General features: G+C 63.1%; 17 protein-coding genes and 1 pseudogene. 11 read left to right on the top strand and 7 right to left on the bottom strand.

The window, feature by feature from the left end; all coding sequences use genetic code 11:
• Window positions 1–217: 217 nt before the first annotated feature.
• Genes rplI through rpsF form a run of 3 tightly spaced genes read right to left on the bottom strand, consistent with a single transcriptional unit; the run spans window position 218 to window position 1501 of the window.
• Window positions 218–817, bottom strand: coding sequence for a 50S ribosomal protein L9 (rplI, locus tag WC704_RS17420; RefSeq protein WP_372892254.1), 600 nt, complete (start codon window positions 815–817; stop codon window positions 218–220).
• 12 nt (window positions 818–829) lie between these two features.
• Entirely contained in the window at window positions 830–1054 is a 225-nt protein-coding gene (gene rpsR, locus WC704_RS17415; RefSeq protein ID WP_010163758.1) for a 30S ribosomal protein S18, read from the bottom strand.
• Window positions 1055–1066: 12 nt separating this feature from the next.
• Complete coding sequence (gene rpsF / locus WC704_RS17410) at window positions 1067–1501, bottom strand: 30S ribosomal protein S6 (RefSeq protein ID WP_010403344.1); 435 nt, start codon at window positions 1499–1501, stop codon at window positions 1067–1069.
• A 247-nt stretch (window positions 1502–1748) separates the two neighbouring features.
• On the opposite strand from rpsF, the gene fabD reads away from it, so the two are divergent.
• From fabD to mltG, 6 genes are all read left to right on the top strand, one after another.
• A complete protein-coding gene (gene fabD / locus WC704_RS17405) occupies window positions 1749–2684 on the top strand; it encodes an ACP S-malonyltransferase (protein WP_372892250.1) in 936 nt (311 codons plus the stop codon).
• A gap of 44 nt (window positions 2685–2728) precedes the next feature.
• Complete coding sequence (locus tag WC704_RS17400) at window positions 2729–3148, top strand: GxxExxY protein (RefSeq protein WP_372892248.1); 420 nt, start codon at window positions 2729–2731, stop codon at window positions 3146–3148.
• 11 nt (window positions 3149–3159) lie between these two features.
• Window positions 3160–3900, top strand: a complete 741-nt coding sequence (gene fabG / locus WC704_RS17395) for a 3-oxoacyl-[acyl-carrier-protein] reductase (RefSeq protein WP_372892246.1) — start codon at window positions 3160–3162, stop codon at window positions 3898–3900.
• A 167-nt stretch (window positions 3901–4067) separates the two neighbouring features.
• Window positions 4068–4304, top strand: coding sequence for an acyl carrier protein (locus WC704_RS17390; protein WP_372892244.1), 237 nt, complete (start codon window positions 4068–4070; stop codon window positions 4302–4304).
• A gap of 120 nt (window positions 4305–4424) precedes the next feature.
• Window positions 4425–5684: a beta-ketoacyl-ACP synthase II gene (gene fabF, locus WC704_RS17385; RefSeq protein ID WP_372892242.1), complete on the top strand. Its 1260-nt coding sequence runs from the start codon at window positions 4425–4427 to the stop codon at window positions 5682–5684.
• A 139-nt stretch (window positions 5685–5823) separates the two neighbouring features.
• Complete coding sequence (mltG, locus tag WC704_RS17380; protein ID WP_372892240.1) at window positions 5824–6789, top strand: endolytic transglycosylase MltG; 966 nt, start codon at window positions 5824–5826, stop codon at window positions 6787–6789.
• A gap of 22 nt (window positions 6790–6811) precedes the next feature.
• On the opposite strand, the gene WC704_RS17375 is transcribed toward mltG, so the two are convergent.
• The 3 genes from WC704_RS17375 to WC704_RS17365 all read right to left on the bottom strand — a co-directional run bounded on the left by WC704_RS17375 (window position 6812) and on the right by WC704_RS17365 (window position 11381).
• Window positions 6812–7852: a DUF2332 domain-containing protein gene (locus WC704_RS17375; RefSeq protein ID WP_372892238.1), complete on the bottom strand. Its 1041-nt coding sequence runs from the start codon at window positions 7850–7852 to the stop codon at window positions 6812–6814.
• A gap of 76 nt (window positions 7853–7928) precedes the next feature.
• Entirely contained in the window at window positions 7929–9764 is a 1836-nt protein-coding gene (locus WC704_RS17370; RefSeq protein WP_372892236.1) for a methyl-accepting chemotaxis protein, read from the bottom strand.
• An 870-nt stretch (window positions 9765–10634) separates the two neighbouring features.
• On the bottom strand, window positions 10635–11381 hold the full coding sequence (locus tag WC704_RS17365; RefSeq protein ID WP_372892234.1) for a DUF1223 domain-containing protein: 747 nt from the start codon (window positions 11379–11381) through the stop codon (window positions 10635–10637).
• A 234-nt stretch (window positions 11382–11615) separates the two neighbouring features.
• On the opposite strand from WC704_RS17365, the gene WC704_RS17360 reads away from it, so the two are divergent.
• From WC704_RS17360 to WC704_RS17350, 3 genes and pseudogenes are all read left to right on the top strand, one after another.
• Window positions 11616–12107: a YHS domain-containing (seleno)protein gene (locus WC704_RS17360; protein ID WP_372892232.1), complete on the top strand. Its 492-nt coding sequence runs from the start codon at window positions 11616–11618 to the stop codon at window positions 12105–12107.
• Complete coding sequence (locus WC704_RS17355; RefSeq protein ID WP_372892230.1) at window positions 12104–12610, top strand: TlpA family protein disulfide reductase; 507 nt, start codon at window positions 12104–12106, stop codon at window positions 12608–12610. The genes WC704_RS17360 and WC704_RS17355 overlap by 4 nt, the downstream gene beginning before the upstream one ends.
• A 154-nt stretch (window positions 12611–12764) precedes the next feature.
• A pseudogene (locus WC704_RS17350) lies at window positions 12765–13526 on the top strand (IS5 family transposase).
• Window positions 13527–13694: 168 nt separating this feature from the next.
• On the opposite strand, the gene WC704_RS17345 reads toward WC704_RS17350, so the two are convergent.
• Window positions 13695–13937, bottom strand: coding sequence for a hypothetical protein (locus tag WC704_RS17345; RefSeq protein ID WP_372892228.1), 243 nt, complete (start codon window positions 13935–13937; stop codon window positions 13695–13697).
• Between the two features lie 243 nt (window positions 13938–14180).
• Between WC704_RS17345 and WC704_RS17340 the strand changes: the two genes are divergently transcribed.
• Together WC704_RS17340 and phbB are read left to right on the top strand one after the other, a co-directional pair.
• The gene (locus WC704_RS17340; protein ID WP_372892226.1) at window positions 14181–15146 is read left to right on the top strand and encodes a zinc-dependent alcohol dehydrogenase family protein; all 966 of its coding nucleotides are present in this window, start codon (window positions 14181–14183) and stop codon (window positions 15144–15146) included.
• 4 nt (window positions 15147–15150) lie between these two features.
• On the top strand, window positions 15151–15885 hold the full coding sequence (gene phbB / locus WC704_RS17335; RefSeq protein WP_372892224.1) for an acetoacetyl-CoA reductase: 735 nt from the start codon (window positions 15151–15153) through the stop codon (window positions 15883–15885).
• Window positions 15886–16092: the final 207 nt, after the last annotated feature.

Here is a 16092-nt window from a genome sequence, read left to right as displayed (position 1 = left end):
GTAATCCTCCCCGGAACGGGGAGGGGAACCGTGAGCATTCAGCGAACGGTGGAGGGGGCGTGCCGCAGGTGGCGCGCTTGCGGAGAGCCCCCTCCACCATTTCGCCGAAAGGGGCGAAATGGTCCCCCTCCCCGTGCCGGGGAGGATTAAGCCCATAAGAAAAGGGCCGCCCGGATCACTCCGGACGGCCCTTTTTCTGTGTGCGTGAGCGAAGGGCTCAGGCTGCGGCAGGTGCCTCGGCATCGTCCGCGCCGACTTCCGCCGTTGCGCCGGGCTCGGCATTGGGATCGTATGCTTCGACGAAACCAGCCTCGTCCTTTTCGAACATGGCTTCCATGACGTTGACGCCCTTGGCCTGCATCTCTGCCTCTTCGGGCGAGCGTGCAATGTTGACCTTGATCGTCACCGAAACTTCCGGGTGCAGCGAAACCTTGACCTCATAGAGGCCAATCGCCTTGATCGGCTTGTTGAGCACGATCGCCGACTTGGAAACCTTGTGGCCTTCGGTTTCGAGCGCTTCGATCAGATCGCGCACCGCGACCGAACCGTAAAGCTGGCCGGTGTTCGACGACTGGCGGATCAGCGTCAGCGTGATGCCGTCGATCGTCTTGGCTTCGACCTCGGCCTCGGCACGCTTTGCGGCGTTGTCGGCCACGATCTTTTCGCGGTTCTTTTCGAAAACCTTGCGGTTGGCTTCGTTGGAACGGAGCGCCTTCTTGTTCGGCAGCAGGTAGTTACGGGCAAAGCCGTCCTTGACCTTGACGACGTCGCCGATGTTGCCGAGCTTTTCGACGCGTTCCAGCAGGATGATGTCCATCTGTTGGGCCCCTTACTTAACGATGTAGGGCAGCAGGCCCAGATGGCGCGAACGCTTGATCGCCTGGGCGAGCTCGCGCTGCTTCTTGGCGCTCACCGAAGTGATGCGCGACGGGACGATCTTGCCACGCTCGGACACGAAACCCTGCAGCAGACGAACGTCCTTATAGTCGATCCGGGGGGCGTCCTTCGCGGAGAAGGGGCAGCTCTTGCGGCGGCGGAAAAATGGGCGTGCCATATTTATAGCTCCTTATTCGCCGTCAAAGCTGCGGCGGGGGCGATCCTCGCGGTCGCCGCGGTCGGGACGATCGCCACGGCCTTCGCGGCCGCCTTCACGATCGCTGCGACGCTCACGGTCACGATCGGACTTGCGCATCATCACGCTCGGGCCCTCTTCGGACGCGTCGATCTTGACGGTCATGTAGCGAATGATGTCTTCGTTGATCTGAACCTGACGCTCCAGCTCGACGATCACGCTGCCCGGGGCATCGATTTCGAGCATGACATAGTGCGCCTTGCGGTTCTTGGCGATCTTGTAGGCGAGGCTGCGCAGGCCCCAATTCTCGGTCTTGACGACCCGGCCTTCATTATCGTTCACGATCTTGGTGGCGATTTCCGCCAGAGCGTCCACTTGCGCCTGTGCCAGATCCTGGCGCGCAAGGAACACGTGCTCGTATAGAGCCATGTGTCTCGTCTCTCTTCTTGGCCGATCGCTGACGCCCGCACCATGCGAAACGCCCCTCCGGCTATCGTCGTAAAGTCTTTGGCGTCTCAAATGCCAATCAGGGCGGAAAAGCGTGTGCTTCCCACCCCGATCGCCGTGCCATAGCGAAATCGCCGTGAAAGGCAAGGCGGTTTCCCGTATCGCGCGCCTGCGCTGCTTGACGCAGGTTCGGCGCAGCGCCTAACCGCGCGGCCAAAGGAGTATCACGATGCGGGCGTTTATCTTTCCAGGGCAGGGCAGTCAGTCGGTCGGCATGGGCAAGGCGCTGGCCGAGGCGAGCCCGGTCGCGCGGGCGGTGTTTCAGGAAGTTGACGAGGCGCTGGGGCAGCATCTGTTCCGGCTGATGAGCGAGGGGCCCGAGGATCAGTTGCAACTGACCGAGAATGCGCAGCCCGCGATCATGGCCAATGCCATTGCGACGCTGCGCGTGCTGGAGAAAGAGGGCGGCATTCGCCTCGCCGACAAGGCCGATTATGTCGCGGGGCATTCGCTGGGCGAATATACCGCCTTGTGCGCAGGCGGCGCGATCGACCTGGCGACGACGGCGTTGCTGCTGAAGCATCGCGGGCTGGCGATGCAGGCGGCGGTGCCCGTGGGCGTGGGCGCGATGGCGGCGCTGCTCGGCGCCGATGTCGACAAGGCGCGCGCGATCGCTGCGGCGGCAGCCGAGGGGGAAGTGTGTACGGTCGCCAATGATAATGATCCGTCGCAAGTGGTGATTTCGGGCCATCGCGGCGCGATCGAGCGCGCGGTGGCGCTGGCCAAGGAAATGGGGGCGAAGCGCGCGGTGTTGTTGCCGGTTTCGGCGCCGTTCCACTGCCCGCTGATGCAGCCCGCCGCCGATGCGATGGAAAAGGCGCTGGCCGAGGCGCGGATCGATGCGCCGCTGGTGCCGGTGTTCGCCAATGTAACGGCCGCGCCGGTGGGCGATGCCGACACGATCCGCCGCCTGCTGGTCGAACAGGTAACCGGCATGGTGCGCTGGCGCGAATCGGTGCTGGCGATGGCAGAGACGGGAGTAGAGCGCTTCGTCGAATTCGGCGGCAAGGTGCTGACCCCGATGGTCAAACGCATCGCGGCGGACGTGGATGCTGCCAGCGTGGTGACGATGGCGGAGGTCGAGGCTTTGGCGAAGGCGCTGTAGCGGAAAGTTTTGTTCGCGCGGAGGCGCGGAGGCGCGGAGAAGAAGTGAAAGATATCGACGAGATCAGCGGAGACGTACTCGACATAGCGTTGCGCGTGCATCGCGATCTCGGGCCGGGGTTGCTTGAGAGCGTCTATGAAACGGTCCTTGCAGGAAAGCTGTCGGGGCTTGGTTATGAGGTTGTGCGGCAACGCCCGGTCGATATCGAGTTTGAAGGGCTTCGCTTCGCAGCGGCGTTTAGAATAGACCTGCTCGTCGATCAACGCCTGCTGGTCGAGATAAAATCGGTTGAACGGCTGAGTACTGCGCACGCGAAGCAACTTTTGACCTACTTGCGCCTTACTCGGCAGCCCGTTGGGCTGCTGATCAATTTCGGCGGCGCAACGCTGAAGGAAGGGGTACGACGGATCGTCAACGATCACCGCCCCTCCGCGTCTCCGCGCCTCCGCGTGAACCAAATCTAGTGGAGAAAATAATGTTCGACCTTACAGGCATGACCGCGCTGGTGACCGGCGCTTCAGGGGGGATCGGGTCCGCGATTGCGCGGGCGCTGGCGGCGCAGGGCGCGCGACTGGTGGTGTCCGGGTCCAATGTCGCCAAATTGGAGGCGTTCCGGGATAGTCTGGCGGGCGAGCACCTCGCCCTGCCGTGCGATTTGTCCGATGGTGCCGCAGTCGATGCGCTGGTCCCCGCGGCGGTCGAGGCGCTGGGCGGCAAGCTCGATATCCTCGTCAACAATGGCGGCATCACGCGCGACAATCTCGTTATGCGGATGAAGGATGAGGAATGGGATCAAGTGATCCGCGTCAATCTGGAGGCGGCGTTCCGGCTGGCGCGCGCAGCGGCGCGACCGATGATGAAGGCGCGATTCGGGCGAATCGTCTCGATCACCTCGGTCGTCGGCACCACTGGCAACCCCGGCCAGGCCAATTACGCCGCATCCAAGGGCGCGCTCACCGCAATGTCCAAGGCGCTGGCGCAGGAGCTTGCCAGCCGTGGCATCACCGTCAATTGCGTCGCGCCGGGCTTCATAGCGTCGCCGATGACCGAGATTCTGCCCGACGCACAAAAAGAGGCGCTCAACGCACGGATTCCGATGGGCAAGATGGGCGAGGGCGCAGACATCGGCGCCGCTGTTGTCTATCTGGCGAGCCGCGAGGCCGGTTATGTCACCGGGCAGACCTTGCACGTCAACGGCGGTATGGCGATGATCTGATTGCCTTACCCGCCAACTGCAATTCGGGTATCGGCGAGCGGCGCGCCGAAATGGCGTGTGCGGGCAAATAGCCTTGTCGTCCACACCCCCCTCTTGCGCCGCCCGGATGTGCGTTCTACGTGCGTTCAGGAAACACCCAAACCCCCCACCGATAGAGGGAAGATACAATGAGCGAGATCGCAGACCGCGTTAAGAAAATCGTCGTCGAGCACCTCGGCGTCGAAGCCGACAAGGTGACCGAAGACGCGAGCTTCATCGACGATCTGGGCGCAGACAGCCTCGACATCGTCGAACTGGTGATGGCGTTCGAAGAGGAATTCGAAGTCGAAATCCCCGACGATGCCGCCGAGAAGATCACGACCGTCAAGGACGCGATCACCTTCATCGACGAGCACAAAGCCTGAGCGCCACGCCTCTGGCGCGGCCGCACGGCTGAACACAGGAACGGCTCCCCGTCCCAGGGCACTGACCGGGGGCGTGGGGCCGTTTCCCATTTACGAGCATTTGAATAAACGGAGATGGCCATGCGCCGTGTTGTCGTAACCGGACTGGGGCTGGTGACGCCTTTGGGCGCCGATGTCGAAACCGCCTGGGCGAATATTCTGGCGTCGAAATCGGGCGCGGGCACGATCACGCGTTTCGACGCGACCGATTATGCCTGTACGATCGCGTGCGAGGTAAAACCCGCCGGCCACCCTTATGGCTTCGACCCCGGCAAGCGCGTCGACCACAAAGTGCAGCGCCAGGTCGATCCGTTCATCATCTACGGCATCGATGCCGCCGGTCAGGCGCTGGAAGATGCCGGCCTGCTCGACATGACCGAGGAACAGAAGTTCCGCGCGGGCTGCTCGATCGGGTCGGGCATTGGCGGTTTGCCGGGCATCGCCAGCGAATCGATCGTACTGCACGAACGGGGGCCGCGCCGCGTGTCGCCGCATTTCGTGCATGGTCGCCTGATTAACCTCATCACCGGACAGGTGCAGATCAAATACGGCCTGATGGGCCCCAACCACGCCGTCGTGACCGCATGTTCGACCGGTGCGCACTCGATTGGCGACGCCGCGCGGATGATTGCGATGGACGATGCCGACGTGATGTTGGCGGGTGGTTCGGAAGGGGCGATTTGCCCGCTCGGCATCGCTGGCTTCGCACAGGCGCGCGCGCTGTCGACCAATTTCAACGCCACGCCCGAACGCGGCAGTCGCCCGTATGACAAGGACCGCGACGGCTTCGTGATGGGTGAGGGCGCGGGCGTCGTCTGCCTTGAGGAATATGAGCACGCCAAGGCGCGCGGCGCGAAGATCTATGCCGAAGTGATCGGCTATGGCCTGTCGGGCGATGCCTATCACGTCACCGCGCCGCACCCGGAAGGCTCGGGGGCGTTCCGCTCGATGCAAATGGCGATGAAGAAGTCGGGCCTTGCTTTGTCCGACATCGATTACATCAACGCGCACGGCACCTCGACCCCGCTGGGCGACGAGCTGGAGCTGAACGCGGTGCGCCGCCTGTTCGGCAGCAATATCGACACGCTGTCGATGAGCTCGACCAAGTCGGCGATCGGGCATTTGCTTGGTGGCGCGGGCGCGGTCGAGAGCATCTTCTGCATCCTAGCGCTGCGCGACCAAATCGTGCCGCCGACGCTCAACCTCGACACGCCAAGCGACAATTGCGCGGGCGTCGATCTGGTGCCGCATGTCGCCAAGAAGCGCTCGGTCAAGGCGGTGCTCAACAATTCGTTCGGCTTTGGCGGGACGAATGCGAGCTTGGTTATGCGGGCGATTTGAGCTTGCGCCGCGCTCTTCCTGCACTTCCCCGGCGCAGGCCGGGGCCCAGGGGTAGGGCGTCGAGGGCGGGCGGTGCGCCCACCTGTCTGGGTCGGTATGACTGGGCCCCGGCCTACGCCGGGGAAGCAAGGACGCGATAATGCGCAAACTCGGTTGCCTTGGTCTGCTGCTCGGGCTTGCCGCGATTGGCGCGCTGTTCGGTGTTGCGCAACTGTGGGGCGGGCGCGGGCCGCTCGCTCACCCGATCACGGTGCAGATCGCGCCGGGCAGCAGCCTGGCAACCGCTTCGGTGCAGCTCGAAAAAGCCGGGGCGATTGCGTCGGCTTCGCGGTTCCGGATGTTCGCCAAGGTGTTCGGCGCCGATGCACCGATCAAGGCGGGGGAGTATCGTATCCCGGCGCATTTGAGCCAGGCCGATATCCTCAAGGTGTTGCAAGGCACCAAGACGATCCAGCGTTTCGTGACGATCCCCGAAGGGTGGCCGTCGGTGCTGGTCAAGGATGCGCTCGACAAGACGCCGGGGCTGACTGGCACGGTTGCGGTGCCCGAGGAAGGCAGCGTCCTGCCCGACAGCTATGCCTTCCAGCGCGGCGACAGTCGTGCCTTCATCGTCAAGCGGATGCAGAGCGTGATGCGGCGCTACCTCGCCAATGCGTGGGCGCAGCGCAAGCCGGGGCTGGCGGTAACCACCCCGGAAGAGGCGCTGATTCTCGCCTCGATCGTGGAAAAGGAAACCGGCAAGCCGAGCGAGCGCGCGATGGTGGCCGCGGTCTATTCCAACCGGCTGAAGCGCGGGATGATGTTGCAGGCCGACCCGACGATCATTTACCCGATTACCAAGGGGCGGCCGCTCGGGCGGCGGATTTTGCTGTCCGAGGTTCATGCGGTGAACGCCTACAATACTTATGCGATGGTGGGCCTGCCCGCCGGGCCGATCTGCAATCCGGGCCGTGCCTCGATCGATGCGGTGCTGAACCCGGCCCCCTCCAACGCGTTGTATTTCGTGGCGGATGGATCGGGCGGGCATGTTTTTGCCGACACGCTGGAACAGCATAACGCGAATGTCGCCAAGTGGCGGGCATACCGGGCGGCACACGGGATTTGAGAGGACCGCAGCAGGCGGGATTTTAGGCCCGCCAGTCGATCCAGTCGCCATAAGGATGGCACACCGCCAGGATACGCGTCGAACCTCCGGGCCACATGGTCAGCGTCAGGCGCACCTCACTGCGCGTGCGGTTCCATTCGAAGGCAACCCTGGCGAGCGGGCGCTTGGCGCTCGCGCGATGTCCCGCCTCGCGAAACGTGGTGATAAATTCCCGCCGGGCAGCGCGGTCGAAATATTGCAACACCATCGAATGGACGATCACGCGACAGACGCCGGTCGCTTGAGGCTCGGCGAGCCGTTCCGCGAGCCAGGTCCGCGCATCGGCGCGATCCACATCGGGAACGACGCGACGCGCAATGTCCAGAGCCTGTTCGAGGCGTCTGACACGCTGTGGCTGGTCTGGCCACACATAGGCCATCAGCCGTTCACGCGTGCTTTCATCGCGGGGGTCCAGCGGATTGAGATCGACCCCGCGCGCGGAAACGATTTCGAGCGTTTCCAGGGGCGGAGTGCCGCCACTCCACCTCGGCGCGATGCGGACCGGCGACTCCGGCGCGCCGACAACCATGCCGCCAAGATTATAGCTATAGCGCTCCAGATTGAGGTTTAGCCCGCAACTCGCACCGACCTCCAGCAACGCGACCGGCATATTGGTGGCGTGATGTACCACCATCAGCGCCGCCGCCAACGCCGCCGCACGACCGACTTCGTTGGTTTGCGTGGGGCTCTGCATCCAATTGGCGATGAACCGGTCTTCGGTTGCCAACGTAACGGCAAGCGCCGCATCGAAATCGTCGTGGCCATGCTCGAAAAGCGCCTTCAGCACAGGCGGAGTGCCCCGCCTGGCAAGCGCGTGGATCGCCGAATTGAGCCGGAGCCCGAGCGCGGCCCCCGCCGGATCACCAACCCATCCGCCGATCAACGCGGCGGTTCGTGGGCCTGATCCAAGCCGGCGATCCGCCGCGGCAAGCACATCGGCAACAAAGGGGGAGCCAAGCAGGCGTGCCCGGCGTGACTGACGCTGCAACTCCGAATTGCCACCAACCGGCGTCATCATGTTCATTTTTTATTCCCCACCACGCGCTCCTGATGCGCGTCCATCCCAGGGCAGCGCGCCCGGGATGGACCAGCGTCGTGGATTAAAACGAACTCCATTCCGCCGGGCCGGCCGGCCGTATCAACGCGGCAACGGCTGCGGCGGGCAGGTCTCGGGTTGGGCCAGTGAAGCGATCGTCCACCCGTGCGCGGCTTTTGCGAACGCCTGGTCCGCCCACGTTGAACTGCCCGGCCTGCTCGGCGAGACCGGTAATTTCGTTGGCGAGATTGCGCGCGGCAGCCGAGGTTTCCTCCACCATCGCGGCGTTTTGCTGGGTGGCGCGGTCCATCGTGGCGATAGCATTGCTGACTTCGCCAATGGTCGATGATTGGGCATTATTGTCATCGGCGATGCGGCCAAGCAACGCATGGACTTCCCCGACATCGCCCGAAATATCGGCAAGCGCGGAATCGACCTTCTGGACCATGTCAACCGCAGCGCCGATGTCGGATTGGGTCGCGGTTAGCTGGTCGCGCGCGCGCCCCGCTTCCTCCTCGGCGCGCATGGCCAGCGCCGACACGAGATCGGCGACCACCGCGAAGCCGCGCCCTGCTTCGCCCGCACGCCCGGCTTCCACAGCGGCGTTCATCGCCAGCACACGAGTCTGGAAGGCGATCTTGTCGAGACCCTCGATGACCGAATCGATACCCTTGGCGCTTTCGGAGACCCGGCTCATCGCGCGGACCGCCTCGTCGGCGACCCCACGACCGTTCGTAACGGTGCCGATGGCGCCATTGGCACGCTCGACCGTTTGGGTGGCGGCCTGGGCGGTGGCCTTCAACCGCTCGTCCATCTGGTTAACCGCCGCCGAAGTCTCCTCAAGGCTCGCGGCATTGGCTTCGGTCCGGCGTGCCAGGTCCTGCGACGCCTGGGCAATCTCATCGGAGCCGGTGCGGATCGTTTCCGTGGTTTCGGTGACCGAGGAAATCAGTATTCGCAGCCCGGTGATCGCATTGTTGAAATTGCTTTTCACCACGCCGTAGCTGGCCGGAAAATCGGCGTCGATCGTGGCGGTGAGATTGCCGTTGGCAAGTTCGGACAAATGCGCCGATACGGTCTCGACCACCATCCGTTGCGCGGCCTCGGCGCTGGCAGCCTCGCGCTCGGCGGCTTGCTTGGCGATCGCCGCATCGCGGAACACGAGCACGGCACGCGCCATATCGCCAAGCTCGTCACCACGCTCCACGTCGGGAATGGTAATGTCGGTCCGCCCTGCGGCGAGATCGGCCATCGTTTCGGTAATCATGCTTACGGGCCGCGCGATCGCGCGGCTAAGCAGCATTGCGAGGGTAGCCGCGATCCCGATCAAGGCAATGGCGCCAATAATCAACGTGGTACGCGCCGACGAGATCGCGCCCTCCTGACGGGCCGAATTGTGCTCGGTGAGCTCAATCGCAGCATCGCGGATATCGCGCAGCGGCAAGACGGCGGCGCTGACCAGCACGGCTTTGCCGGCACGGCGAACCGCGTCTTCGGCCTCCGAGCGCTGCCCCGCCTTGACCCGCGCGATCAGCGGATCGCCCCACGTCTTGCGCCAGGCGAGCGTTTCCTCGCGCGATTTTACCACCAACGCACGTTGCGCGGGGTCCTCGATCAGCTTTTCAAGCTCGACCGAGGTCTTGTCATATTCGTCGCGTCCCTCATTATAGGATTTGAGGTAGCTGGTATCACCCGTCACGAGGAACCCACGAAACTGACTGTTCTGCCGAAGGATCGCGGTTTCGAGCGCGATCGTTTTGGAATGGATCGACTGGGCGAGGTTGTTTCCCGCCGTGGTCGATCCAATCATGCTGATGTTCAGGAAAAACACGATCATCACGATCGCCGCCGAGGCGCAGATCGCGACAAAGGATAGTCCGAGTTTTCGCGGAATTTTCATGGATTTAAGCATGATGCGCAACCTCCGGACCATAATGTCGTGACCGCCGGTTGGGGTAGGCTGGCGGCCAAAGGCCCGGGTTGCTGGCCGGGGTTACCCCGGCAGGTTTTTTTGGGTCGAGCCGTGCCGAAGCCGGAACGGCGCGACCGGAGAAATTCACAGTAATCGCGGGTTCGCCCGTGCCCACTTTCCATGCCGGGGGGCCGCACAGGTCGCTGGTCATGGTGTCGATGCTGTTGAGCCCGCCGTTTGCGACGACGCGTCCGGCGTGAATGCGTGCGCGGTGAAGACGAGAGAGGCTTGGTTCAGGAACAGTCGAATCGTTTTTCATAATCTATCAATCCCGCGTTATTGGCGCGTTGGTGGATGCGACCGGGAAGATCGGCGTGGACGTCGTTATGGAAATTATAGAGGGCGCGGTTTACCGAAGACCGGGGCGGTCGGTTTTTTTGCGTGTATCGGCGAAAAAATCGCGACGATACTGTGGTATGGGTGCCATCGCTCGCGTGTACGAAGGGTGCGCCAACTGCGCGACTTGCGCTCCCGATCCCTATTTCTTCAGCCGCTCGACTTCGCGAATAGGGGACTGGTCGTAATCGCTGCTGGTGGTGGCGATGCGCCCCGATCGGGACAGGGATGGAGGGTACACGCGCGACGTCCGTGTCTGCCCCCACCCATCTGGTAGAAAGACAGCCTCCGAGAACAGATCGGGGAGTTCGTCGCTATCGTCGATCAGGATGGCTCGGCACATTGGCCTCGCCACCCTGTATATTCCGCCCGGCAGACCTGGGGAGGAGGGCAATTCCTGCAATATCGGGGCTTCCCCGCGCGCCGCAGCGCACGGAGGCGCGACCGGCACCCCCAACCCGGCTATGCGCCGAGTTTTCGCGCCGCGATGATCGGGCCGCCTTCACCCTGCTGCACGAGCACGGCGCTGTTCAGCCCAGCCCCACCGGCCGCTGGCAGCGAATAGTCGATCGCCGACCCATTCCAGTCGCCAAGCCGCACGAGTTCGCGAACAATGTCGCGGTGGGGCAGGGTGCGGCCCCCGTTTTCACCCGCCTGAATGGGAACGTCCTGCGACCGGGGATCATAGCGCACCAGCCACACGGCCGCCGGAGCCGATGCGGTTGCAGCGGCGAGACGGATGCGCCCGGCATCCTCGCTAATATCCGGGCCGCCCCGCGCCGGCCCCTGCTTGGCAAGCAGCGCGTCGAGCTGCGCCGGGTTGCTCCCGACGATGGTCGGGCCACCGTTGACGATGACTTGCGGCGTCGCGACCTGTCCGCGTCCGGCAGCACGGGCATATTCCCACTGGCGCGCCGTCCAGCGCGGCGAACCGAAAGTGTCCTGCCAGCCGAGCTGATCCCAATAGGTTACGGCGAAGGAAAGCGCGAGCACGTCCGGCCGGTCAGCCAATGCGTTGACGTTGGCGTTGGCCGGGGGACAAGACGAACAGCCCTGGCTCTGGAACAGTTCAACCACCACCGGATGCTCAGCGGAGGCACCAACGATGGGTTGGGTCGGGCGGGCAGGGGCGACTGGCGCGTTCGCCGCCTGGTTACACGCGGCCAGCGCCATCGGGGCGAGCAGCACAGTCAGGAGACGGGGTGACATTGTGGACATTCCTTTTCGCGTTGAGCGCCATTTCGCTGCGGCTCAACCTAATCCGCGCGGCATGTGCCTTCGGTTACAGCTTCACTCGTCATTTGCGTCCCGTTCCGTTTTTCCGGCATCCGCCGTACGGCGCGCATTCACCGCGGTATTTTTGCAAGCGATCCGTAACCAAATGGTTACATTCAACGAACGTCATCTGCCCGTACAGGGGCATTGCTACTGGGAGATATTTGAATGTTGCGCATCGACCACCGGCGGCTCGCCGCTGCCTTGCTGATCCTGGGTGCGCCCGCGGCGGCCCTGATTCCAACGGCCACGCAGGCTGTGGTTCCGGGTTCGACGGGTTCGGTCAATGTCGATCAGGCTGGGCTGGCGCTGCGCGGTTTCGATCCGGTCGCGTATTTCGAGACGGGCAAGCCAACAAAGGGAGCGGAGGCGATTTCGACGACGTTCAACGGCGCACGCTACCTGTTCGCCAACGAAGCGCACCGTAAAACCTTCCTCGCCAATCCCGCGAAATACGTGCCCCAGTTCGGCGGCTTCTGCGCGGTCGGAACCTCCTATGGCGAAAAGGTCGATGCCGATCCCGAAACGGGGCGGGTCGTGGATGGGAAGCTCTATGTCAATTATAACCCGAAGGTAGGGGCCATCTTCGACAAGGATACGGCCGGTACGATCGCCCGTGCCGAGCAAAACTGGCCGAAACTGGTAGACAAGGCGCAGTGAGCGACGACACGCCAGTGCGACATTCGGTCCTATGGCGTGCGGCGGCGGTGGCGATGTTCGCCATCGCCGCTGCTGCGGCGACGGCGGCAAGCGGGCAATTTCCGGCACTGGGCCTTGATGGCGGTGGTCCGATCAAGCTTGGGGCGTTGCGCGGGCATCCGGCGATCGTTAATTTCTGGGCGAGTTGGTGCATCCCCTGCCGGACCGAACTGGCGAGTCTCGAGCGCCTTGCCGCGAGCAATCGCGGTCGGCTGACGGTGATTGCGGCGTCGGTCGATGAAGATCCGGCACTTGGGCGGGCCGCTTTTGGCAAAGCCTATCCGCATTTACAGCTCGCTTTCGCATCGCTCCACGAAGTCGAAGGCTATGGCGCGCTCGGTATGCCGTATTCGGTCGTGCTGGACGCAAAGGGGCGCGAAGTGCGCCGCGTAACCCGGGCAATCGACTGGAGCGGCACCGATGGCGTCGGCATCCTCGCACAAGCAAACCGTGCGGGCCGCTGACTGGGCGGATTGCGGTGCGACGAAGGCGTTATCACGATTGCCTCGCTCGCGAGGTTGCTAGAGCATTTTTCGATCAATCTAGGCTCAGGACCTATTAAATTGCTTGCGGAGCGTGCGATCAGTTGATTCAATGCCGCGTATAGGAGGCGTTGGCATGAGCGATCTGATCTGGTTGTCGGAGGCGCAGATGCGCCGGATCGAGCCGTATTTTCCATTGTCACACGGTGTGCCCCGGGTTGATGATCGGCGGATTATCAGCGGTATTATCTTCGTGATCCAGGGTGGTCTGCGCTGGCGTGATGCCCCAGCCGAGTATGGCCCGGCCAAGACGATCTACAACCGGTTCATCCGCTGGAGCCGCATGGGCGTGTTCAACAAGATCTTCGCGGCCTTGGCTGCGAAGGGCGGCAAGCCGGATCAACTGATGATCGACGCAACCCACCTCAAGGCGCACCGCACCGCCGCCAGCCTGCTCAAAGAGGGGCTGTATCCCGATGTATCGGACGCACCAAAGGCGGCCTGAACTCCAAGCTCCATGCCGTCTGCGATGGCAAGGAGCGGCCACTTGGTCATGCTGCTCAGCGAAGGCCAGATGAGTGACGACAAGGGCGCGGCGCTGAGGATCGATGCCCTGCCACGCGCCAAGGCGCTGCTCGCCGACCGAGGTTACGATGCCGACTGGTTCCGCGCCGCCTTGGACGCGCGTGGCATCGCCGCCTGCATCCCCTCAAAGGTCAACCGCAAAGTCCCGATCCCTCACGACACCATGCTCTACCGCCAGCGTCATCGGATCGAGAACATGTTCGGCAAACTCAAGGACTGGCGCCGTATCCACACACGCTACGACCGATGCGCCCATACCTTCATGTCCGCCATCTGCATCGCCGCAACCGTCATCTTCTGGATCAATCAATGAGTCCTGAGCCTAGCTCGAAGGTTTCATTGCGCCGCTGATCGCCAACTCCGACGCGTGATCGAGCGTCGTCGAACAGCCGATCGATCTCCCGGCGCATCGAGCAAAGGGCTCGGTCGCGCGTTTGCGGGTGTGGCGGACCCCGCGCTTTTCCCCTGCGCGGGGAACGTTTCAGGCGACGAGCGCGTGCTCACCGTCCTTCTCGATCGGCTCGGGCACGATTAACTGTGCGTGCGGATCTACGCTGATGTGTGCGTGACTACGCGACGGCCACGGGATCTGCAGCGCGGCATTCCACCAGGCTGTGCAAAGCATCAGTGGCGTTTGGCACAGCCGCAGCCATTCAAAGGCGATGGCAGACGGAAGCACCAGATCGTATGTCGGTCGCGGCGTGCTGCTGGTCTGGTCGGTCATCCTTGCCTCCATGATCGAGTCGCAAAACGATACGCCGACAGACGGTACGGCCATATCTGTGAAAGTCCGTAGGGTCTGCGATCGAAGACGCGTCCGTACTTTTCCCAATGGCCGGCCAAGCGCGCGGTATGCTTGATCGCCGACATTGAACGGATGCGGAAAGGCCTTTTCATGAAAGCGCTCGTTTACGGCGGTCCGGGAAAAATCGCGCTCGAAGAGCGTGCAAAACCAGAGATAGCAGCAATGACCGACGCGATCGTGCGGATCACCCGCACGACGATTTGCGGAACCGATTTGCATATCCTCAAGGGCGATGTTCCGACTTGCCTGCCAGGCCGCGTTCTTGGCCATGAAGGCGTTGGCGTGGTCGAGGAAGTCGGTGCCGCAGTATCGAGCTTTGCACCGGGCGATCATGTGCTGGTGTCGTGCATCACCTCATGCGGGCGCTGCGAACCGTGCCGACGCGGGCTTTACTCGCACTGCGCCGACGGTGGCTGGATTCTGGGTAACACGATTGACGGCACGCAAGCCGAATTCGTCCGAATCCCTCACGCCGATACCAGCCTTTACCGCATCCCTGCGGGGGCCGACGAGGACGCGCTGGTGATGCTTAGCGATATCTTGCCGACTGGGTTCGAATGCGGCGTGCTCAATGGCAAGGTTGCGCCGGGCGGCAGCGTCGCGATCATCGGGGCGGGGCCGATCGGGTTGGCGACGCTGTTGACGGCGCAATTCTATTCACCGGCCCAAATCATCATGGTGGATCTCGACGACAATCGCCTCGCCGTCGCACAGCGTTTCGGCGCGACTCACGTGATAAACAGTGCCGATGGAAATGCCGCTAAAGAGATTTTCGCGATCACTGACGGACGTGGAGTCGACACTGCGATAGAGGCGGTTGGCGTTCCGGCAACGTTCGAACTGTGCACGGAGATCGTGGCCCCTGGCGGCATCGTTGCCAATATCGGAGTCCACGGTGCCAAGGCCGACTTGCACCTTGAACGATTGTGGTCGCAAAATATCGCGATCACCACGCGCCTGGTCGATACTGCGGCGACGCCGATGCTGCTGCGCACGGTGATGGCAAAGCGGCTCGATCCCACGCTGCTCATTACCCACCGTTTCGCACTGGCGGACATTCGTGAGGCCTATGATGTGTTCGGCCGTGCGGCTGAGACCAAGGCGCTCAAAGTGCTGATCGAGGCCTGAGCCGATGACCCAGTCCTCACCTCGTGTTGCGATTGTTACCGGCGGCACCAGCGGCATCGGAGCCGCAACCGCAGAGTCGTTGAAGGCTGCGGGTTTGCGCGTCATCGCGACCTATTCCGGCGACGTCGAGCGTGCTGCGGCCTTTGAAGCGCGCACCGGCATTCAGGTACGCCGCTGGTCGGTCGCCGACTTTGGCGCGTGCCAGGACGGCGTCGCTGAAATCGAGCGCGTATTTGGCGCGGTCGATATCCTTGTCAACAACGCGGGTATAACGCGCGACGCGACACTGGCCAAAATGACGCCATTCCAGTGGACTGAGGTGATCGATATCAACCTGACAAGCTGCTTCAATATGGCGCGCGCCGTGTTCCCAGGCATGTGTGCGCGCCACTTTGGTCGAATCGTCAACATCAGTTCGATCAACGGCCAGGCCGGTCAGTATGGCCAGACCAATTATGCCGCAGCGAAGGCCGGGATGATCGGCTTCACCAAGTCGCTTGCCCAGGAGGGTGCGCGGCACGGCGTGACCGTCAATGCCGTTGCGCCGGGCTACACCGACACTGACATGGTGCGCGCCGTTCCTGCCGATGTCCTGGAGAAGATTATCGCGCGAATCCCCGTGGGGCGCCTCGCCACGCCGGCGGAGATCGCACGCTGCGTCTTGTTCCTCGCGGCCGAGGATGCGGGCTTCATCACCGGCGCAACGCTATCGGTCAATGGCGGGCAGCTAATGGTCTAAGAGTCTGATTCGAAATTATCCGTCGTAATTTCATGACTTTGCGATGCGTCGGACGAAGAGTTGGATTGAGGCGATGAAGATGGGCACCTCCATCTACCCGCTGGTGTGAGCGATTTTCGGCAGGCGTGGCGGGATTTGACGTACTGGGTGCCTCAGGGGCCCCGATATTGCCGTTTTCCTGCGGCTTTCCGGGTCATCGGACGCATC

Source organism: Sphingomonas sp. (genome assembly GCF_041661885.1).
In the GTDB taxonomy this organism is placed as follows: domain Bacteria; phylum Pseudomonadota; class Alphaproteobacteria; order Sphingomonadales; family Sphingomonadaceae; genus Sphingomonas.
This window is presented reverse-complemented; position numbering and strand designations above follow the sequence as displayed.